This window comes from Candidatus Zixiibacteriota bacterium (assembly GCA_036397555.1).
In the GTDB taxonomy this organism is placed as follows: domain Bacteria; phylum Zixibacteria; class MSB-5A5; order WJJR01; family WJJR01; genus DATKYL01.
Genome location: DASWIS010000029.1, coordinates 36155 through 52050 on the forward strand (window position 1 = coordinate 36155; position 15896 = coordinate 52050).

The following is a 15896-nucleotide window of genomic DNA, read 5'->3' on the forward strand; positions in this document are numbered from 1 at the left end:
CATAGGTGTGACATCGGGCCTTCGGGGTGAGGCGCAATTCCTCAACCGGCGGTGACAGCCCGCGACCCGTCCCGATCAGATTGCCATAATGGGACGGCTGAGCCGGTGAAATCCCGGCGCCGACGGTACAGTCCGGATGGGAGAAGGCAGACGGCGCATGCGTCCAGAATGGGCGTGTGAATAAGCCGTTGTGGGTCTTTGCGATACGCACGTATTGCTAAACCCGCGCTTTACCCCGGAGTGTGTCCGAAGGTAGAGCGCGGGTTTTCTATTTCCCGCCCCAAGAATTCATGGATCAGAAAGCAATCGACGCACACTGGATGGCCGAGGCCATCGCGCTGGCCGAGAAGGGCGCCGGACGCACCAGCCCCAACCCGATGGTCGGCGCCATTGTGGTCAAAAACGGCCGTGACATCGGGCGTGGCCATCACGAACAGGCCGGCGGCCCGCATGCCGAGGTCATCGCTCTCAAACAGGCGCGTGGACAGACCGAAGGCGCAACGCTCTATGCCACGCTGGAGCCATGCAGCCACTGGGGCAAGACCCCGCCGTGTGTTCAGGCGATCATCGAGGCCAGTATCGCCAATGTTGTCTGCGCGATGGAGGATCCCAATCCGCAGGTGCGCGGCGACGGCATCCGTCGTCTGCGCTCCAGCGGCATCGGCGTGCGTGTCGGCACACTGCGACGGCAGGCGATGCGACAAAACGAAGCGCACATCAAGTTCGCGATGACCGGGCGTCCGCTGGTCACGCTCAAGATCGCGCAAACGCTCGACGGCAAGATCGCCACCACCGGCGGCCGCGGCGAATCGATCAGCGGACCGGAAGCGCGCGAGTTCGTGCATGGGCTGCGCGCGCGTTACGACGCGGTCCTGGTCGGCAAGAATACGGTGCTCGCCGATGATCCGCATCTGACCGTGCGCCGCGTCACCGGACGCGACCCGTTGCGCCTGATACTCGATTCATGGGCCAAGATTCCCCCGAGCGCCGCCGTCTTCGCCGATAATGGCGACCGCAAAACCGTGCGTGTGTCGCTGACGATCGGACGCCGCCCGGTGACCGCGCCGCGTCCCGATTGTTTCGACTGGTATGTCAACCCCGACGACCGGCACCAAATCGATCTGCGCGAATTGCTCGAACGCGCCGCAGGCAACAACATCACCAGTCTGCTCGTCGAAGGCGGGGCGCAGGTCTTCGGATCGTTTATTCGCGAGCAATTGGCGGACAAGATTCATCTGATTGTCGCCACGCGTCTGCTCGGCGACGGGCTCTCGATGCTCGGCCGCTGGCGGGCGTCGTCGATTGCCGATGCGGTGCGGCTGGTCGATGCCGAAGTGAGCTGGCTGGGACGCGACCTGCTGATCAGCGGTTATCCGAACTATGATCCCGAAGATAGTGAACCCGATGTGTCGATTCCGTCCGTCGACGAACGACTCAATGATGCCGAACCGACGGCGGTGAGCGCCGACGAGGGAACCGGCGAGAACGACCGGGAGTTGTAACGGGCTGGGCTATGTTCACCGGACTGGTACAGGACATCGGCAAGGTCGAACGCCTCGTGCGGACTGATGACGGCGTTCGCTGGACGATCTCCGCACCGGCGATTGCGGCAATGGTTCAGCGCGGCGATTCGATCAACGTCGCCGGAGCATGCCAGACGGTGACCGAGGTCGGTCACGGCACGTTCGGCGGCGTTGCCATACCCGAAACGCTGCGACGGACGAATTACGGGGCGTGGCACGTCGGCACCGAGGTCAATCTGGAACCGGCGATGCGCCCGCAGGACCGACTCGGCGGACACTTCGTCAACGGTCACGTCGACGCGACCGGAACGCTGCGGTCCCGCCGAATCGATTCATCGGGCCACGTAATCGATGTGGCCTACCCTGATGAATTCGGTTCATGGATCGTGCCCAAAGGATCGATCGCAGTCGACGGCGTCAGTCTCACCATCGCGTCGGACGCGCCGGGCCTGATCCGCCTCGCGCTGATCCCGGAGACGCTCGCGCGCACGACGCTGGGATCAGCCCGCATCGGCGATGCGCTCAATCTGGAGTTTGATCCGCTGATCAAAGCGGTGATCGGGTATGTTCGCAGGGTGTTTGCGGAACGTGACGGTTGGGGGCAGCCGGGAGCCGAAGGGACATCACCGGCGGCTCTGTTTGGACGCGATGGGCGATTGTAATCACCGATAGGAGAGAGGCACAGATGGCGCCATCCAGTCTCACCAGTGAGTACGGCGGCAACGGCAACGGGCATCACGTCGGCTTGGATTCCGTCGACGATGCTATCGCGGCGATACAGCGCGGCGAGTTCGTGATCGTCGTCGATGACGCGCGCCGCGAGAACGAGGGCGATCTGATCATGGCGGCCGATGCGGCCACGCCCGAAAAGATCAACTTTCTCATCACTCACGGCCGCGGATTGGTGTGCGTGGCGTTGGAAGAGGATCGCCTCAGCGCGCTCAACCTCCATCCGATGGTGGCCGAGAACACGGCACGGTTGCAGACCGCCTTCACGGAATCGGTCGATGCTCTCAGCGGCACCACGACCGGAATATCCGCGTCCGATCGTGCGGCGACGATACGAGCGCTCGTCGATCCGTCCACGCGTCCGGAGGACTTGGCGCGTCCGGGGCACGTCTTTCCGCTCAAGTCGCGCACCGGCGGCGTGCTAGTGCGCGCGGGGCACACAGAAGCCGCCGTCGATCTGGCGCGTCTGGCCGGACGCGTCCCCGCCGGTGTCGTCTGCGAGGTGATGGACGCCGACGGATCCATGGCGCGGCTGCCGCGATTGCGCGCGCTCGCCGACGCGATGGGATTGAGACTGGTCTCCATCGCCGACCTGATCGCGTACCGCCGTCGCACCGAAAAGCTGATTCGACCGTTGTCGGAAGTCGATCTGCCGACGGAACACGGAACCTTTCGCCTGCGTCTGTACGAATCGACATTTGACGGGGCGCATCATGTCGCCATGGTCAGAGGCGACGTCAACGGCCGCCGGGACGTCCTGGTGCGGGTGCATTCCGAATGTCTCACCGGGGACGTGTTCGGGTCGCAGCGCTGCGACTGCGGCACGCAGTTGCACCGCGCGATGCGCATGATCGCCGACGAGGGGACCGGCGTGCTGCTCTATATGCGCCAGGAGGGGCGCGGCATCGGGCTGGCCAACAAAATCTCCGCGTACCACTTGCAGGATCGCGGGCTCGACACGGTCGAGGCGAACCTGCGCCTGGGATTCCCCGCGGATCTGCGCGACTATGGGGTCGGCGCGCAGATTCTCAAGGATCTGGGGCTGTCGTCTCTGCGCCTGATGACCAACAATCCGCGCAAGGTTGTCGGTCTGGAGGGATACGGCCTGACGATCAGCGAACGCGTCCCGATTGAAATGACCCCGGTCGCTCCCAACCGGCGCTACCTGACCACCAAGCGCGACAAGCTCGGGCACCTGCTGCAGCGGCTGGAGACGGCGGAGCCATAGGAGCCGATGCGATGTCCGTCTCCGAGACGATCGAAGGCCGGCTCGATGCCCGCGATCTGCGGTTCGGGATCGTGGTATCGCGGTTCAACAGCGTCGTCACCGACCAGCTCCTGTCGGGCGCGCTCGACACGCTGCGACGCCACGGGGCGGCCGAATCGGCGATTGTGGTCGTCAAGGTCCCCGGTGCGTTCGAATTACCGGGTGTCGTTCGACGCATCAGCCAGATCGCCGGATTCCACGCCGTCATTGCCCTCGGCGCGATCATTCGCGGCGAGACGCCGCACTTCGATTACATCGCCTCGGCGGTGACAAAGGGCATCGCCGACATCGCGCAGCGCAGTGCGATACCGGTCCTCTATGGCGTGCTGACGACCGACACCGTGCAACAAGCGATCGATCGTGCCGGCGGCAAGTCGGGCAATAAGGGAGCCGACGCCGCCGTGGCCGCCATCGAAATGGCCGATGTCCAGCGGCGGCTGACGTCAGTCTCGTAAGTCGCCTCCGCGCACTGTCGCATTCGATTCACCGTCATCGCAGGGATAAGAGCTTTACTGCCCCTAAGGGCCGGAGTACATTCTGCCCGGTCGATTGTGCGACCGCGAGAGAGACGATGAGCCGACGGCGTCAAGCGCGGGAATTGGTGTTGGGGTGTCTCTACGCCCATCACACAACTGCGTCCGATCCGCAGGACATTTTTGCCGATCAATCGCGACGCGTGACCTACGACGCACAGACGCTGGCGTACGCCGATCGTGTGTTCCGCGCGGCGATCGCGCGCGCCGACGAAATCGATCGCCTCGTGCGCGACAGCGCCGCGCATTGGGACTTCGCCCGCATCGGCTCGATTGAAAAGAATATCCTGCGTGCGGCCATCGCCGAGTTGCAGGCCTGCCCGGAGACACCGATGCCCGTCATCATCGACGAGGCCGTGTCGCTCGCGCAGGAATACGGCGGCGCGGATTCCGGCGCGTTCGTGAACGGCGTTCTCGATGCCGTGTACAAGAGAATCAGTCAGGAAGAGGAATCGTCGAGCGTCAAACCCGACAAGACCGACCCAACATGAAATTGCAGTTCGACGAATGGCGCCACCGACTGGCGACGGATCCGCTGCTGCCCCTGCTGGGCGGAATTGTCCTGCTGATCACACTGTTCATCTACGGGCGGACCGTGCAGCCGACGGTGCCGTTCTGGGATTGCGGTGAATTCATTGCCTGCTCACATATCCTCGGCGTGCCACATCCGCCCGGCACGCCGCTTTTTGTTCTGATTGGACGCATCTTCGCCATGCTGCCACTGGCGGCCGACCCCTCGCTGCGCATCAACCTTTTGTCCTCCATCTCGGGGGCGCTGGCGGCCATGCTGGCCTTCTTCATCCTGTCGCGCATCATCACCAAGTGGTTTGCCGACGAATATCCGTCGCGGAATCTCAGCATGGCGCAACGCCTCGCGGTCTACTCCGGATCATTCAGCGGCGCGCTGTTGTTCGCATTCGGTGCGACCAACTGGTCCAACAGCGTCGAGGCCGAAGTCTATTCGCTTTCGATGTTCCTGATACTGGCTCTGCTATGGCTGACGCTGCTGTGGGAAGAGCGCCGCGAGCAGCCCGCCGGCGACCGCTTCCTCATCGCGCTGTCGTTTGTGGCGATGGCATCCATCGGTATTCACATGACCGTCTTTCTGGTGATGCCGCCGATTTTTCTCGCCGTGGTGCTGCTGTCGCAACGGCTGCGACGTGACTGGCGGTTTTGGGCGACGGGCTTTGTGCTCGCGCTGATCATGCTGGGTGTTTCTCAGTTTTTCTGGGGCATGGCCATCTGGATCGCCGTGACCGGCTTGATGGCCGGGTATCGCCGCTGGTCGTATGCGGGATGGATTTGGACAGCCGTGGTCTGGGGGCTCGGTCTGGCGCTGTCCGTCGGGCGGGCGGAGCCGTGGCCGATCTTCCTGGCGGCGTTGATCTGGGGATTGGGAATCATGCCGTGGGTTATTCGTTCGGTCGCCTGGGGGCTGCCGTGCGCGATGCTGGTCGCCGGTTTGCTGGGCTATTCGACACACCTGTACATCCCGATCCGCGCGAACCTGAATCCGACCATCAACGAGAATGATCCGAGATCGTGGACAGCATTCTCCGGGTTTCTGGAGCGCAAGCAATACGGCAGCCAGTCGATGTTCGAGCGTGCGCTCAAACGGCGCGGCGAGTGGGCCAATCAACTCGGACAGCACTCGCGCATGGGATTCTGGGGGTTCTTCGACCGACAGTACGGATACAATGACCGCGCGTTCCTGCCGCTGTTCGTGCTCGGACTGATCGGAACCGGCGTCGCCCTGCGCCGCCGGAAAATCACCGGCCTGTTGCTGCTCGCGCTGCTGTTGATCAGCAGTGTCGGACTTGTCTGGTATATGAACTTCGCCGACGGGACCCGTTACAACCCGGCGACCCAGGACGCCTATCTGGAAGTGCGCGACCGGGATTACTTTTTCCTGCCGGCGTTCATGCTCTTCGGCATGGCCGTCGGTCTGGGCGGCGCGGCCGTCGTGCGCTGGCTCGGCGGCGCGACACGGTCGGTGGTCCTGCCGGCGCTGGGCGCGCTGCTGGTTGCGGTGATGCCGTTGCGCACCATTCAGGCCAACTACTTCGCCTGCGACCGCTCGAACAACTACATCCCCTACGATTACGCGCACAATATCCTTGCCTCGGCCGATTCGTCGGCCGTGCTGTTTACCAACGGCGACAATGACACGTTTCCCGTGTGGTGCCTGCAGACCGTCTACGGCGTCCGGACCGATGTCCGCATCGTCAATCTGAGTCTCGCCAACACCCATTGGTACATCAAACAGTTGAAAGACTTCCATGATGTCCCGATCGATCTGACCGACGAACAAATCGATCGGCTCGTGCACTACCGCGATCCCGACGGCACGCTGCATCGGATTCAGGATCAGATGATCGACGTCATCCTCTCGTCGAACCGCGGCAAATACCCGATCAATTTCTCCGTGACCGTGACGCCCGCCAACCGCAAGTTTCGCAACCAGTCGATCGAGGAGCATCTGAGAATGGTCGGAATGGCGTATCGGCTGGTTCCCGAATCCGGCAGTCAATCAGTCGACGTCGATCTGCTCGCTCACCGACTCCTCAACGTCTACCAATTCCGTGGCATCGATGATCCGTCGGTCTATAAAGACGAGACGTCGGGGCGGATGGTGCAAAACTACATTTCCGGCTTCTTCATGGTGGCGGATAGTCTGCGCCGCGGCGGCGATCTGGAAGGTTCCGTCGAGATGATGCGGCACGCGATCCGTCTCTTCGAGCATCAATGGGAGCCGTATGTTTATTTGTCGCAGCTCTACACCGATTTGCGGGACAGCAGCGGGCTGGATCAACTGCTGACGGCGGCTCTGGGCAGCGTCGATGACGAAGTGCGCGTCCGCCTCAACATCGCCTATGCATTTCGTCGCATGCAAGAGCACACGCGCGCCGAAGCGATCATGACCGATACGTATTCGGAATACCCCGATGATGAGTCGGCATTCCGGGCGTTGGCGCAATTCTATTACGACAATCAACGTTTCGATACGCTCCTGGGAATTATCGAGGGCTGGATGGCGTCCAATCCGGCCGATTCGGCGACGCAGGAGCTCTATGCGCGGGCGCAGGATGTGGCCAACGAGCGCGCGGCCCGGGGCGTCCAGACGCCGCCGCCGGACACATTGCTGCCGTAGCGCCCGGGCGCCGCGCCGAGGCGAATCCGGTCGCCGTGGGATGACTGTTGCGCATTCTCGCGCTCAACTGGCAAGACCGCAAGCACCCGCTCGCCGGCGGCGCCGAAGTCCATCTGCACGAAATCCTGTCCCGGCTGGGACACGCGGGTCACGACATTGTTCTGTTGTGTTCGCGGTTTGCCGGTGCTCCGCCGGAGGAGAGGTATGACCGCATGCGCGTCGTGCGCGTGGGCGGACGCAACACTTTCAATTGGACGGTCCCCGGAGCCGCCCGCCGTCTCCTGAAACAACAGCGATTCGACGTCGTCATCGACGACATCAACAAGATTCCCTTCTTCTCAAAACGGTTTGCCACGGCGCCGGTGCTGGGCATCGTGCACCATCTGTTCGGGACCGCGATTTACCGCGAAGTCAACCCGCTGGCCGCGTCCTATGTTTATTTCATGGAATCGCTGGTGCCGCGCCGTTATCGTGACGTGCCCATGATGGTCGTTTCCGAATCGACGCGCGATGATCTGGTGCGGCGCGGGATGAACGCCGCGATGATCCGCGTCGTTCACAACGGCATCGACCACACGCGCTACCGGCCCGATGCCGCCGTCGCGAAGAGCCCGACGCCGATGTTGTCGTATCTGGGGCGGATCAAGCGTTACAAGTCCATCGACCATCTGTTCAGCGCCGCGTCGCTGCTGCGCGACCGGTTTCCGGGGCTGTCCATCCACATCATCGGCGCCGGCGATGATATGCCGCGCCTGCAGTCTGTGGCGCGGCATACCGCGATGGACAATTGCGTCACGTTCCACGGTTTTCTCGACGCCGAGGAGAAGATTCGCCTGATCCGGCGGTCGTGGGCGGTCGTCTGCCCGTCGTTGAAAGAAGGATGGGGCCTGACCAACATCGAGGCGAACGTGTGCGGAACGCCGGTGGTGTGCGCCGACGTCCCCGGCCTGCGCGACTCCGTCCGCGCCGGAGAAACCGGACTGCTGTATCCCTATGGCGACATCGCGTCGTTGACCGACCGGCTTGGGTTGATCTTAAGCGACGCGGCATTGCGCGATCGCCTCGCCACGGGGGCGTTGGAGTGGGCCGCGCGTTTCAACTGGGACGCGGCCGCCCGCGACACCGAGGAGATCCTGCAAGCGGTCGCGGCCGGCACAACGCAGATCGCTCTCAAACGGGAGACGGTCCGTGCGGCGTAAGGCGATCATCGGGATTCTGATCAGCGCCGTCTTTCTCTATCTGGCGCTGCGCAAGGTGGAATGGAGCGAGTTGGTCACGGTGCTGCGCGGCGCTCAGTGGTGGTGGCTGGCGGCCTACGTTGTCTCCGCCGTAGCGCTCATGCGCCTGCGCGCCTGGCGCTGGATGCTGATCCTGCGCCCGATCGGCACGATCCCCTTTGCCCGAGTCTATGCCTCGACGATGATCGGTTTCATGGCCAACAACGTGCTGCCGGCGCGGCTGGGCGAAATCGCGCGCGCCGTGTCGCTGGGCATCAAAACGGGCGTGTCGCGTTCGGCGGCGCTGGCGACCATCATCGTCGAACGCATCTATGATTCGTTCACGCTGCTGATATTCCTCTGGCTGGTGCTGACCTTCTTCTCGCGCACATCGACGCTGTCGGAGTACGGATACATACGCAAGATCGGCTGGATCTTTCTGGTCATCAATATCGCGCTGGTCGGCATTCTCGTGTTCATTCAATTGCGCAACGAGATCGCTGTCCGTTGGATCAGCAATCTCACGAAGCGACTCTTCAAGCGCGCCGAGGGTGTGGCCGGCGACATCACCGCCAAGTTTGCCCGTGGCTTGACCATCCATCACGATCTGCCCACGACCGCCGGCGTCATCAGTTCGTCGCTGCTGCTGTGGTTTCTGCTGGGTGCGTCCAATTATCTCGTGTTTCTCTCCCTGGGATTCGGCCATCTCCCGTTGGAGGCGTCGTTCGTCGTGCTCGTCGTCGTCTCGCTGATGATCTCGGTGCCGGCATCGCCGGGATTTGTCGGCGTGTTTCACTGGGCGGTCCAAATCTCCCTGAAGCTGTATGGGCTCAATGACACACAGGCGGTGGCCGTGGCGATTCTGATGCACGCGGGGCAATACATCCCGATCACGCTGGTCGGGTTTTATCACCTGCGGCATGAACACCTCAAGCTGAGCGGCTCCGGAGAGGCCACGCCGGACATCGCCGGCAGCGCACACACTGTGTGACATGCCATTGCCACGACGTCCGTTTTGGCCGCCTTCCGTCACTGGGAGTCTTCGACGGATCGAGCCCGCGTTGCTGGTCTTTGCCTTCGCCCTCAGCGTCCGGCTGGTTTATTTCCTGCTAATCGATCAGCCGCCGGTGTTTTTCGACGCACGTCGCTACGTGTCGGTCGGCCTGGCCGGGCCCCTGGTCCTGACCAATCCCCGTCTGTTTATCGACTCGACCGCCGCGCGCGGACTTCAATTCGATCTCCTCTACGATGACCTGATCGACGACGAGGATGTCGCGTGGTACCCATACAAGCCGCCCACGTTTTACGGCGCCTTCGACGACGTGTTCTTCAGCGGCCCGATCTATCCCGCACTCCTGGGCGCTGTATTTCGAATCGCCCCCCGATACGACTTCTGGGTTGTCCGCATCGTGCAGGCCCTCCTCGATGCGGCCACGGCGGCGATCCTGTTTTTGCTCATGGCGAAACTGATGTCGCCGGTCGGCGGCTGGCTGTCGGGGCTCGGCTGGTCGCTTTATGGCCCGGCGATTTTCCGGACCGGAGAATTGGTGACCGAAACTCTGTCCGTCTTCTTCGCCGTCGCGATGGTCGCTGCCATGGTCAAAGCGCACGGTTCCCGACGCGTGAAGTGGCTGTTGCTGGCCGGATTCCTCTATGGACTGCTGGCGATGACCAAGGCGTCGGCGATCGGATTGATTGTCCCGCTGTTGGGCGTGTGGCTCTGGATTCTGCGCCGGGAGTGGCGCTGGGGGATGCTCAGCGCGACGGTAACCGGCGCGGCCGCATTGCTGACCTTGCTGCCGTGGGCCGTCCTTGTCAATGTCCGCTACGAACGGTTCGGCCTGCGCGATCCCGCCTATGGCGTCGGCAACTTCCGCGTCGCCAACACATTGGACGCACAGGGCGCCAATCTCGACTTGTTCCCGGTGGACTTCTGGACGCGGCCGATTCTCCACGACATGATGGAGCGCCCACTGGCCTATGGGCATCTGTACCTGACAAAGTTCCTGCGGGTCTGGAACAGAGCATCCGATGACTACCGCCGTGGTTTCCCGTTCGGCATCGCCGGCGTGCAGTGGTACCATCATGGAGTGGTCATCTTCGCGATGATCGGACTGATTGCCTGGCCGCGACGCGCCGGGCCGCTGGCATGGCTCCCGGTATCGGTGATCGCGTACTTCGTGCTGCTTCATCTCGTCATGCACGCGGTATCGCGCTACAATCTCGTGGCGATGCCGTTCGTCATCGGCGCCGCCGCGATGGGCGTTATGTGGATGCATGAATCCTTCGGCGCACACGCCGCTGGGAAGTGGGCGGCGGCGGCAGCCATCTTCGCCGGCGTCGGCGGGGGGCTCTCGCTGCTGAATCCGGCGCTGTGGCTCTCAGTGGGAATCTTGTCGCCCGCCGCTGCCGTGATGGCGTATTGGATCGGAGGCGTGGCGTTGGTTGCCGGCGGTGTCGGGGCGTGCGTGCGTCTGCTCGATGCGTCCGCTCCCTCCCGGACCGCCGCCGCGATCACGGTCGGGAGTGTCGTCGCGATCCTTTATCTGGTGACAACAGTTCCGCGCGACGGGCATGCCGAATGGTCGGTGGGCCTGGACAATCCCGAGGTGTCGGCGCGCCGGACGATCCTCTGTCCCGACGATATCGACACGGCCGACGTCCTGAAGGGACTCGCGCTGATGGACATCGTGGCGGACGATTATTCCACCTGCGAGGTGCTCGTGAGGATCGGTGATCTCGGACTGATTGTCTCCGTCGACAATCTCGTTGACACGGTGTCATTCTACAGCAAGCGGTCGTATGAGCCGTTTCTGGACGTTTATGGAGATCGTCGCTGCGACGTGCGCAGTTGGTCGCAGATCTTGATTCCGAAGGAAGTCATGGAGACGCTGATTTCGGGCAGGGAGATCGAGCTGTCGGTGAGCGTGACGCCGACTCCGCCGCGTCCCGGGGGCGTACGGCTTTATGGCGCCATGCCGACTGACGACCCCCGCCGCTGGTCGGGGCCGGGTTTTACATATACCGCGGTCGAACGCCTGCATGAGGGCATGGACCCGCGTCTCTGGGACGATCTCGCGCTGAAATCGGCGTCATCGCGCAGCGAGTTGCTCGATCACGATGTCCCGTCCGGCGACGATCTGTCATTCGATGTCGGCCGCCAGGTGGGGCAGTACAACCTGTTGATCGCGCTCTTGATGTCCGATAACACCTGGCATTACTATTAGTGCCCATGACTGCTGCGGCCGCCCATTCTGATCCGGTTCGCGTCGGTGTGATCGGCGCCGGATACTGGGGACCGAATCTCATCCGCAACGTCAGCATCAACCCGCGGGCCGTCCTGACCGCAGTCGCCGACAGCAAGCCGGAGCGGCGCGATTTTGTCGCGGTGCGCTACCCGGGGTGTCGGATCTACGACGACGCGAAAAAGCTGATCGCCGCCGACGACATCGACGCCGTGATCATCGCCACTCCGGTCAACACGCACTTCGCGCTGGCGAAGGCAGCGCTCGAGTCCGGCAAACATGTGCTGCTGGAAAAACCGATGTGCGCCTCGGTCGCCGAATGCGACGACCTGATCGCGCTGGCCACCGGACGCGGTTTGACCCTCATGGTGGATCACACGTTTCTGTACACGGGAGCCGTGCGGCGCATTCTCGAATTGGTCGATGCGGGGGAATTGGGGGAGATTCTCTATTTCGATTCGGTCCGCGTCAATCTGGGGCTGTTCCAGCACGACGTCAACGTGCTCTGGGACCTGGCGCCGCACGACTTGTCGATCATGGACGCCATCGTCAAGAAGCCGGCCGTCTCGGTCGCCGCACAGGGACGCGCCCACTTTGATCGCCAGATTGAAGATATTGCCTATCTGACCGTGACATTCGCAGGCGATGCCATTGCGCACTTCCATGTGAACTGGCTGGCGCCGGTCAAGGTGCGTCACATGCTGATCGGCGGCGCAAAGAAGATGATTTTCTTCGACGACAACGAACCGTCGGAGAAGGTGAAGGTCTACGACAAGGGTGTGCAAATGCCCACCGACGTCGAAGAAGTCCACCGCGCGCTGGTCCAATACCGCATCGGCGACATGCATGCCCCGCACATCGACGGGACCGAGGCGCTCACGCTCGTCACCAATGAATTCATTGGCGCCATCCGCGACAAACGCCCGCCGCGCAGCGATGCCGAGTCGGGCCGCCGCGTCGTTTCGATCCTCGAGGCAGCCGACCGGTCGCTGAAGCAGGGCGGCGCGCCGGTTCCCCTGTAATTTCAACAGCAAACCACGACTTATTCACATCCTCAAGTCAGTTACCAACAACTTCTCTTCACATCGGAAAGTGATTGGACAGCGGCTTCATTGCCGCAGTATGTGATAGTGAAAGAGCAGCTCGATGACACCCGTCGCCGCAAAATCGACCGATACCGATCTCGCCGGACGAATCCCGCCGCAGGCGCTGGAGGTCGAAATTGCGGTGCTCGGCGCGATGATGCGCGACGAACACGCGGTCGGGCAGGTCATCGAACTGTTGGAGCCCGACGATTTCTACAAACCGGCGCACCGCAAAATCTTCGCGGCGATGTGCGCGCTGTTCGACCGCGCCGAGCCGGTCGATCTGGCGACGGTCTCCTCCGAGCTGGACCGCGCCGGAGACCTGGAAACCTGCGGCGGACGCGCCGCGCTCATCGACATCGCCGATTCGGTGTTCAGCGCCGCCAATGCGCCGGCCCACGCACGCATCGTGCAGGACAAGTCGGTACTGCGACGGCTCCTGTCGGTCGCGCGCAACATCTCCGAGGATTGCCAGACCGCGCCCGGCGACGTCGGCGACTTGCTCGATGAGGCCGAGGCGCGCATCTTCGCCATCTCCGAGGCGCGCGAACGGCGCGATGTCATCACGCTGGCCGACGTGCTGCCGCAGACGTTCGAATCGATCGAAGAATACCACCGCCATGGCGGCGGCATCACCGGCTTGTCGACCGGCTTCGATGAAATCGATGCCCTCACGGCGGGACTGCACGATTCCGATCTGGTCATCCTTGCCGGGCGCCCCTCCATGGGCAAGACGGCGCTCGCGCTGAACATCGTCGAGCATGTGGCGGTCGATCGCGGCAAGCCATGCGCCTTCTTCTCGCTGGAAATGTCCAAGGAGCAACTCGCCGAGCGCCTGCTGTGTTCGCGCGCGCGGATCAATGCGCATCATATGCGGACCGGGCGGCTCCGCCCGGCGGAGTTTTCCGCCCTGTCGATCGCCGTGGGGCCCCTGTCGGATGCGCCGATCTACATCGACGATTCCGCGGCCATCGGGATTCTCGAGTTGCGGGCGAAGGCGCGTCGCCTCAAGGCGCAGCACCACATCGGACTGGTCGTGGTCGATTACATGCAGATGATGCACGGGCCGCGATCCGCCGAAAACCGCCAGCAGGAAATCGCGCTCATCTCCCGTTCACTCAAATCGCTCGCCAAGGAATTGAGCCTCCCGGTGCTGGCGCTCTCGCAATTGTCCCGCCAGGTCGAACAGCGCGGCGGGGAACGGCGCCCGCTGCTCTCCGATCTGCGCGAGTCCGGAGCGATCGAACAGGATGCCGACGTCGTCATGTTCGTATACCGGGCCGAACGCTATGACATCACGCAGGACCGCGCGGGCAATCCCCTGGCCAATGTCGCCGAGATCATCGTCGGCAAGCAGCGCAACGGCCCGACCGGATCGGTGCGGCTGACATTCCTGAAAGATTTCGCCCGTTTCGAGAATATGTCGCGCGACCCCGACCATCGGGGCCCGATGGTCACCGGCGAAGTGGGCGACGAAGAGACGCCGTTCTGATCACTGGTTCGACACGTCTTTTCATTCATTGCGCACACCGCCCCACCCGCCGATAATCCTCCTGTGCGGACACTCATCGGCAACGCGGGCCGTTGGTTCATCGGGGCGGTCTCCTACGTCGGCTGGCTGGCGCACTTTGTAGTGCGTATGCTGGCCGCCTTCCCGCATGTGTTTCGCGGCATGCGCCGCACCAGCAACCAGATGCTGGATATCGGCGTCCATTCGTTGCCGCTGATTGCCTTGACATCGCTCTTCACCGGCGCGGTGGCGACCTGGCAGGCGGCGTATCAATTCGAAAACTATGTCCCGCTGCGTTTCCTGGGCGGTGCGGTCGGCAAAGCGATCATGATCGAGCTGGGCCCGGTCCTGACGTCGCTGGTTGTTGCCGGACGCGTCGGCGCCTCCATCGCCGCCGAACTGGGGACCATGCGAGTTACCGAACAGATCGATGCCCTCGAAGTGATGGGGATCGACCCCGTCGGCTACCTCGTCTGGCCGCGTGTTCTCGCGGGCGTGATCATGCTGCCGGTGCTGGTGCTCTATGCGAACACCATCGCCATGCTCGGGGCGCTGGCGGTGGCGGCGTGGTTTGTCGACATCACCACCCAGAACTTCATGAACAGTTTCCGGCTGTTTTTTGTCAGCGGCGATTTGTATGCGGGGCTGACCAAGGCCGCCATCTTCGGGCTGATCATCACCCTGATCGGATGCGTCCAGGGCTTCAACACCCGTGGCGGGGCGGAAGGCGTCGGACGTGCCACGACCAGCGCCGTGGTCATCGCCTCGGTCCTGATCCTCGTCTCCGACTACCTGATCGCAACGCTCCTCTTTCAAATCTGAGCCCTCGTCGATGATTGCCATCCGCGCATTGTCCAAATCATTCGATGGCCGTCGTGTGCTCGACGGCGTCGATCTGGATGTCGAACGCGGCGAAACCATGGTGGTCATCGGACGATCCGGCTGCGGCAAAAGCGTCTTGCTCAAGCACGTGGTCGGACTGCTCACGCCCGACTCCGGCGAGGTCGCCATCAACGGCGTGACCATTGGATCGCTGCTGCGCAATGATCTGTACCGTCTGCGGCTGCGCTTCGGGTTTCTGTTCCAGAGTGGCGCCCTGCTGGATTCGATGACGGTGGCGCAAAACGTTGGCCTGGGGCTCGGTGTCCACGCCGTGATGTTGCCGGCGGAGATCGCCGATCGTGTCGCCGAGCGGCTTGCGTGGGTGGGACTGGAGCAGCACGCCGATAAGTTTCCATCCCAACTCTCCGGCGGCATGCGCAAGCGCGCGTCATTGGCGCGCGCCATCGCGATGGACCCGGAGATCGTCCTCTACGATGAACCCACCACCGGCCTGGATCCGATCACGGCCGAGGGGATCAATGACCTGCTGGTCGCGCTGCGCGAACGGCTTCATGTCACCGCGATCGCCGTGACCCACGACATGCGTTCGGCCTTCAAGATCGGCGACCGCGTGGCGATGCTGCATGGCGGTCGCATCGCGTTCTGCGGCACAGTCGACGAAGCAAAGACCGTCGACAACCCCATCGTTCGGCAATTCGTCAGCGGCGATACATCCGGACCGTTGGAGCCGCTGTAACGCAGACAATCGAGCGGTCTTGCGCCACGGTTCGACTCACCGACATTTCAATGTTAT

Annotated in this window: 13 protein-coding genes and 1 riboswitch; all 13 genes read left to right on the forward strand. The window is 63.0% G+C overall.

Annotated features, from left to right (window positions below):
- Window positions 1-13: 13 nt before the first annotated feature.
- Window positions 14-152, forward strand: a riboswitch (FMN riboswitch).
- Window positions 153-290: 138 nt separating this feature from the next.
- On the forward strand, window positions 291-1502 hold the full coding sequence (gene ribD / locus VGB22_09075) for a bifunctional diaminohydroxyphosphoribosylaminopyrimidine deaminase/5-amino-6-(5-phosphoribosylamino)uracil reductase RibD (protein ID HEX9751418.1): 1212 nt from the start codon (window positions 291-293) through the stop codon (window positions 1500-1502).
- An 11-nt stretch (window positions 1503-1513) separates the two neighbouring features.
- Entirely contained in the window at window positions 1514-2185 is a 672-nt protein-coding gene (locus tag VGB22_09080; protein HEX9751419.1) for a riboflavin synthase, read from the forward strand.
- 23 nt (window positions 2186-2208) lie between these two features.
- Window positions 2209-3480: a bifunctional 3,4-dihydroxy-2-butanone-4-phosphate synthase/GTP cyclohydrolase II gene (locus tag VGB22_09085; protein HEX9751420.1), complete on the forward strand. Its 1272-nt coding sequence runs from the start codon at window positions 2209-2211 to the stop codon at window positions 3478-3480.
- A gap of 11 nt (window positions 3481-3491) precedes the next feature.
- The gene (gene ribE, locus VGB22_09090; protein ID HEX9751421.1) at window positions 3492-3974 is read left to right on the forward strand and encodes a 6,7-dimethyl-8-ribityllumazine synthase; all 483 of its coding nucleotides are present in this window, start codon (window positions 3492-3494) and stop codon (window positions 3972-3974) included.
- Between the two features lie 116 nt (window positions 3975-4090).
- Window positions 4091-4543 (forward strand): transcription antitermination factor NusB, encoded by a 453-nt coding sequence (gene nusB, locus VGB22_09095; protein HEX9751422.1) that lies wholly within the window; start codon window positions 4091-4093, stop codon window positions 4541-4543.
- Window positions 4540-7203 (forward strand): DUF2723 domain-containing protein, encoded by a 2664-nt coding sequence (locus VGB22_09100; GenBank protein ID HEX9751423.1) that lies wholly within the window; start codon window positions 4540-4542, stop codon window positions 7201-7203. Before nusB ends, VGB22_09100 begins: the two co-directional genes overlap by 4 nt.
- A 47-nt stretch (window positions 7204-7250) precedes the next feature.
- Window positions 7251-8402 (forward strand): glycosyltransferase family 4 protein, encoded by a 1152-nt coding sequence (locus VGB22_09105; GenBank protein HEX9751424.1) that lies wholly within the window; start codon window positions 7251-7253, stop codon window positions 8400-8402.
- Complete coding sequence (locus VGB22_09110; protein ID HEX9751425.1) at window positions 8392-9411, forward strand: lysylphosphatidylglycerol synthase transmembrane domain-containing protein; 1020 nt, start codon at window positions 8392-8394, stop codon at window positions 9409-9411. Before VGB22_09105 ends, VGB22_09110 begins: the two co-directional genes overlap by 11 nt.
- 70 nt (window positions 9412-9481) lie before the next feature.
- Window positions 9482-11647, forward strand: a complete 2166-nt coding sequence (locus tag VGB22_09115) for a glycosyltransferase family 39 protein (protein ID HEX9751426.1) — start codon at window positions 9482-9484, stop codon at window positions 11645-11647.
- 5 nt (window positions 11648-11652) lie between these two features.
- Complete coding sequence (locus tag VGB22_09120; GenBank protein ID HEX9751427.1) at window positions 11653-12687, forward strand: Gfo/Idh/MocA family oxidoreductase; 1035 nt, start codon at window positions 11653-11655, stop codon at window positions 12685-12687.
- A gap of 124 nt (window positions 12688-12811) precedes the next feature.
- The gene (gene dnaB, locus VGB22_09125) at window positions 12812-14242 is read left to right on the forward strand and encodes a replicative DNA helicase (protein ID HEX9751428.1); all 1431 of its coding nucleotides are present in this window, start codon (window positions 12812-12814) and stop codon (window positions 14240-14242) included.
- Window positions 14243-14305: 63 nt separating this feature from the next.
- Entirely contained in the window at window positions 14306-15082 is a 777-nt protein-coding gene (locus VGB22_09130) for an ABC transporter permease (protein ID HEX9751429.1), read from the forward strand.
- Window positions 15083-15092: 10 nt separating this feature from the next.
- Window positions 15093-15839 carry an ABC transporter ATP-binding protein gene (locus tag VGB22_09135; GenBank protein HEX9751430.1) on the forward strand — a complete coding sequence of 249 codons (747 nt, stop codon included), beginning with the start codon at window positions 15093-15095 and terminating at the stop codon, window positions 15837-15839.
- Window positions 15840-15896: the final 57 nt, after the last annotated feature.

Bases quoted from the DNA above. Each gene is read 5' to 3' on its own strand.
- ribD (HEX9751418.1), top strand. From the start codon at position 291: ATGGATCAGAAAGCAATCGACGCACACTGGATGGCCGAGGCCATCGCG.
- VGB22_09080 (HEX9751419.1), top strand. From the start codon at position 1,514: ATGTTCACCGGACTGGTACAGGACATCGGCAAGGTCGAACGCCTCGTG.
- VGB22_09085 (HEX9751420.1), top strand. From the start codon at position 2,209: ATGGCGCCATCCAGTCTCACCAGTGAGTACGGCGGCAACGGCAACGGG.
- ribE (HEX9751421.1), top strand. From the start codon at position 3,492: ATGTCCGTCTCCGAGACGATCGAAGGCCGGCTCGATGCCCGCGATCTG.
- nusB (HEX9751422.1), top strand. From the start codon at position 4,091: ATGAGCCGACGGCGTCAAGCGCGGGAATTGGTGTTGGGGTGTCTCTAC.
- VGB22_09100 (HEX9751423.1), top strand. From the start codon at position 4,540: ATGAAATTGCAGTTCGACGAATGGCGCCACCGACTGGCGACGGATCCG.
- VGB22_09120 (HEX9751427.1), top strand. From the start codon at position 11,653: ATGACTGCTGCGGCCGCCCATTCTGATCCGGTTCGCGTCGGTGTGATC.
- dnaB (HEX9751428.1), top strand. From the start codon at position 12,812: ATGACACCCGTCGCCGCAAAATCGACCGATACCGATCTCGCCGGACGA.
- VGB22_09135 (HEX9751430.1), top strand. From the start codon at position 15,093: ATGATTGCCATCCGCGCATTGTCCAAATCATTCGATGGCCGTCGTGTG.